The 4674-nt window shown below is 69.0% G+C and carries 4 protein-coding genes; 3 read left to right on the plus strand and 1 reads right to left on the minus strand.

The genetic code is table 11. The features are described from left to right. Position 1: 1 nt before the first annotated feature. Complete coding sequence (locus tag E8A12_RS06880; RefSeq protein ID WP_293367178.1) at positions 2-1018, minus strand: endonuclease/exonuclease/phosphatase family protein; 1017 nt, start codon at positions 1016-1018, stop codon at positions 2-4. Between the two features lie 63 nt (positions 1019-1081). Between E8A12_RS06880 and queA the strand changes: the two genes are divergently transcribed. The 3 genes from queA to E8A12_RS06895 are packed head-to-tail and all read left to right on the plus strand — an operon-like array spanning position 1082 to position 4640. Next, positions 1082-2158, plus strand: a complete 1077-nt coding sequence (gene queA / locus E8A12_RS06885) for a tRNA preQ1(34) S-adenosylmethionine ribosyltransferase-isomerase QueA (RefSeq protein WP_293367179.1) — start codon at positions 1082-1084, stop codon at positions 2156-2158. Then, positions 2158-3273 (plus strand): tRNA guanosine(34) transglycosylase Tgt, encoded by a 1116-nt coding sequence (gene tgt, locus E8A12_RS06890; RefSeq protein ID WP_293367180.1) that lies wholly within the window; start codon positions 2158-2160, stop codon positions 3271-3273. Before queA ends, tgt begins: the two co-directional genes overlap by 1 nt. Beyond that, positions 3273-4640 (plus strand): hypothetical protein, encoded by a 1368-nt coding sequence (locus E8A12_RS06895; protein ID WP_293367181.1) that lies wholly within the window; start codon positions 3273-3275, stop codon positions 4638-4640. Before tgt ends, E8A12_RS06895 begins: the two co-directional genes overlap by 1 nt. Positions 4641-4674: the final 34 nt, after the last annotated feature.

Consider the following 4674-nt stretch of genomic DNA (forward strand, 5'->3'; position numbering starts at 1 on the left):
CCTAGGGGGCAGGCCAGCGGCTCGGATCACCGCCTACGGGTCCGTCCCAGGCCAGGGTGGCGATCAGCGGATAGTGGTCGGAGCCCAGCTTCGGCCCGCGCTCGACCTTGACCGTGCGCCATTCGCCGCCCGCATAGATGTGGTCGATCGGCAGGAAGGGGACCGGGAAATCGCGCCCGTTCAGCATCGGCAGCCGCGCCGGCCAGCTCGGCAGGGCGCGATCGCGCCGTTCGAGGCCGATGGCCTCGTCGGCCTGACGTCGAAGGTGCGAAAACTGCGAGGAGTTGAAGTCGCCGGCCAGGATCGTGCTGGGCCGATCGATCCCGTCGAGGGTGAGCGTCAGGTGCAGGGTCTCGGCCCGCGCACGGCGCGCCGGGATGGGCCAGGTGAGATGGGCGCCCATGAAGGAGAACGGCTTGCCGTCGAACCCGTAGACCTGCGGCCAGTTCAGGGAAAAGCCCTGGCCGGGGAGTTCATGGACATCCCAGTTCACCCGCGTGCGCAAGAAAGGGTGGCGAGCCGCGACGATGATTCCGTCGGCCATATAGGTCTGCAGCCCGGCAGCCTCGCGAAGCTTGGGCTGCAGCGCCGCGTCAGGCTCGACGATCACCACGAGGTCGGGGTGCTGCGCTGCGATCCAGGCGGCGACCCGGTCCGGGTCAGAGTGCGAATTCCAGGCGTTGAACTCCACCAGCTTCACCTGATGCGGCGCCGAGGCTTCGGCCGGGGGCGACCGTTGCCGGGTGAAGTCGGACAGGATCAGGCCGCCGGCTGCGATAACCGCGGCGACGGCGGCAAGGCGGATCAGCGTGCCGCGCATCACGCTGGGCGACGCCCATGAGAGGACAAAGGCCAGAGCGCCTGCGGCGAGCCAGATGAGGGCGAAGTGCGCCAGGAGGTCGAGCTTGTCGTTCCAAGCCCCGCCCTCAGCGCCTATGGCCGCCGCCGCGGCGATAGCGGCGAGCACGGCGGCGATGGCCTCGAGGCCCAGGCGGAAGGTCAGCCAGACGTAGCGCATACGCGCTCCTAGCATCGGTCAAGCTTGACCGCGAGCCGAACGCGTGCCCTTCACGCGCCGTCCATGCAACTCGCCGACTTCGATTTCGACCTGCCCGACGACCGAGTGGCCCTGCGGCCGATGAGTCCGCGGGACGCGGCGCGCCTGCTGATCGTCCAGCCCGGGGCGACGCTGCGGGATCTGGCCGTGCGCGACTTGCCCGGCGAATTGCGCGCCGGTGATGTCCTGGTGCTCAACGACACGAAGGTGATCCCGGCTCGACTGAAGGGCGTACGCCATCGCGGCGAGAGCCGTGTCGCCGTCGAGGCGACTTTGCATCGTCGGCTGTCGCCGTGCCAGTGGACCGCGTTCATGCGTCCCGGCAAGCGACTGGCGGGGGGCGATCGCGTGGTGTTCGGCGAGAGTTCGGACCGCGCCTGCCTGCTGGCCGCGCTCGACGCGACGATCACCGGCAAGGGCGACGGCGGCGAGGTGACGCTGAGCTTCGACCTGTCCGGGTCGGCCCTGGACGCCGCCATCGCCGAGCGCGGGTCGATGCCGCTGCCGCCCTATATCGCCGCCAAGCGCGCGCAGGATGAGCAGGACCGCCGCGACTATCAGACGGTCTATGCCCAGGAGGACGGATCGGTCGCCGCGCCGACAGCGGGTCTGCACTTCACCCCGGAGCTGTTCGCGCGCCTGGGCAAGGCTGGCGTCGAGACGGCCTTCGTCACCCTGCACGTGGGCGCCGGCACCTTCCTGCCGGTGAAGACCGAGGTGGTGGCCGAACATAGGATGCACCCGGAATGGGGCGAGGTGGATGCCGCAACCGCCGAACGCCTCAACGCGATCCGCCGCGCGGGCGGGCGCATCATCTGCGTCGGCACGACCTCATTGCGCTTGCTGGAATCGGCGACTGGGGAGGACGGCGTGATCGCGCCGTTCATGGACGAAACGGCGATCTTCATCACCCCCGGCTACCGCTTTCGGGCCGCCGACGGGCTGATGACCAATTTCCATCTGCCGAAATCGACGCTGTTCATGCTGGTCAGCGCGTTCGCGGGACTTGAGACCATGCGCGCGGCCTACGACCACGCCATCGCCGAGCGCTATCGTTTCTATTCCTATGGCGACGCGAGTCTGCTTTGGAAGCAGGCTTGATGGCGGCCTTTCCGTTCACGATCTCAGCGGCCGACGGCAAGGCGCGGACCGGCGTGTTCTCAACGCCGCGAGGCGAGATCCGCACGCCGGCATTCATGCCGGTCGGGACCGCTGGAACGGTCAAGGCGTTGACCGTCGAGCAGGTCGCCCAGACCGGCGCCGACGTCCTCCTGGGCAACACCTATCACCTGATGCTGCGCCCAACCGCCGAGCGCGTGGCGCGGCTGGGCGGTCTGCACCGGTTCATGCGCTGGGAGAAACCGATCCTCACCGACTCGGGCGGCTTCCAGGTCATGTCGCTGTCGAAGATCTCCAAGGTCACCGAGGAGGCTGTCACCTTCCAGAGCCACATTGACGGCTCGAAGCACGTCCTGACGCCGGAGCGGTCGATCGAGATCCAGGCCGATCTGCTGGGCTCCGACATCGTCATGCAGCTCGACGAGCTGGTCGCCTTGCCGGCGACCGACGACCGCGCCGCCGAGGCCATGCGGCGCTCGGCGCGGTGGGGCGCACGGTCGAAGGCGGCGTTCGGCGCGCGCGAGACGCAAGCTCTGTTCGGCATCCAGCAGGGTGGCATGTCGCCGGCCCTGCGCCGCGAATCCGCCGAGCGGCTGACCGAGACCGGCTTCGACGGCTACGCCATTGGCGGCCTGGCGGTCGGCGAAGGTCACGCCGGCATGGTCGAGGTGCTCGACTATGCGCCGGACATGCTGCCGCCTGAGCGGCCGCGCTATCTCATGGGGGTCGGCAAGCCGATCGATATCGTCGAGGCCGTGGCCCGGGGCGTCGACATGTTCGACTGTGTGCTGCCGACCCGATCCGGACGCCACGGCCAGGCCTGGACCTGGGAAGGCTCGATCAACCTGAAGAACGCCCGCTTCACCGACGACGAGACGCCGCTCGACCCGGACAGCGACTGTCCGGCCAGCAGGGACTATTCCAAGGCCTATCTGCATCACCTGGTGAAGTCCGAGGAGATCCTCGGCCAGGTGCTTCTCTCATGGCACAACCTGGCCTTCTTCCAGACCCTGATGGCCGCCTTGCGGGCCGCCATCGCGGAAGGGCGCATGGAAGCTTTCCGTCGCGCGTTCCTCGAACGTCAGGCTGTGCGCTGATGGCCGAGCCGGCTTTGCGCCTGCGCGGGCCGGCGCGACTGACGCTCGGCGCGGCGCTGACGATCTATGTGGGGGCTGCGGGCTGGCTCGTCTGGCGAACGTCGATCCTCGAAGCCTATTCGGACATGTACGACTGGGTGGCTCGCTGGCGTCAGCTGCAGGCGGACGGCGACATCGGCAGATATCTATGGTCGCCGCACAACTTCCATCACCTGGTCTGGACCTTCGCCGTCCTCGATCTGGACATCCGCGCCTTCGGCGCGAAGAGCTATCTGTTCCTGGCCGTAGGCGTCGCCTGCCTGGCGTTGGTCGCAGCGATGCTGGCCTGGGCGGGTGCGGCGGCCGCCGGGCGCGGCTTGAGACTGGTGGGCGGCGGGGTCGCCGCGGCGCTCTGCCTGATGGGCTGCAACGTCCTCGACGCCACCGCCGACATCAACACCACCTATGTCCACGCCCTGGTCTTCGCCGTAGCGGCGATCCTGCTGGCCGAGGCGCCGGGCGAACGTTCCCGCCTTCGCCGAGCTGCCGCTCTGGCCTGCGCAGCCGCGGCGGGGCTCGGCAGTGCGGCGGGCCTGGCGGTCTGGCCCGCCCTGCTGTTCTCTGCGTGGCGGCGCGGCGACCGGGGCGCTAGCCTCGCCGTGGTTGTCGCGGGCGGCGGGTTCAGCCTGCTCTACCTCGTCGGACAGGCGCCAGGGGCCGGGGCGGCGGCCTCGGTCGGGACAGGATTGGCCGGCCATCTCTCGGAGGCTGGGGCGCTGGTGCTGAACTACCTCGGCCTGCCGTGGGGGCGCGCCTTGCCCGCGCTGGGCTGGCTCTTCGGCCTGGTGATACTGGCGATCTCGCTGGCGGCGCTGGGTTTCAAGGGCCGCCGCGGCGCGGATTGGAGCGAGCGTGCGGCGGTGGGCCTTATCGTCTTCTCCCTGACGACCGCATTGATGGCGGGGGCGGCGCGCACCGGGGTCATCGCCCCCAGCCTGGTGCCGATGCGCTATTCGGTGTTTCTGGAGCCGCTGCACGTCGGCCTGTGGCTCCTGGCGCTGCCCTATGTGCGCAGCGCCTCGGCGCGACGGCCGCAAGCCTTCGAAGCGGCGGTGGTAGCCGTCTCAGTGGTCCTGCTGGCCCACCAGGCGGTGATGGCCGCCTATGCGGTGCGCACGGCTGATGCCAACCTGCGGTTTATCGCCGATTTTCGGAACGGACTTCGCTATCCGCAGATGCAGCCCATCGTCTACAGCGATATCAAGCTGATCGTGGCGCCCGCTGACTGGATGAAGCGGGAAGGCTTCTATCAGCGCGAGCTGCGTCCCGATCCGCCGCCGCAGCGCATCAGCGGACCGGGTATTTCGGCTTCATCGCCTGGTCCATGACCGGCGCGCCCGCGAGCTCATGACTTGGCGTCGC

Origin of the sequence: Phenylobacterium sp., from assembly GCF_004799395.1 — a bacterium.
Lineage (GTDB): Bacteria > Pseudomonadota > Alphaproteobacteria > Caulobacterales > Caulobacteraceae > Phenylobacterium.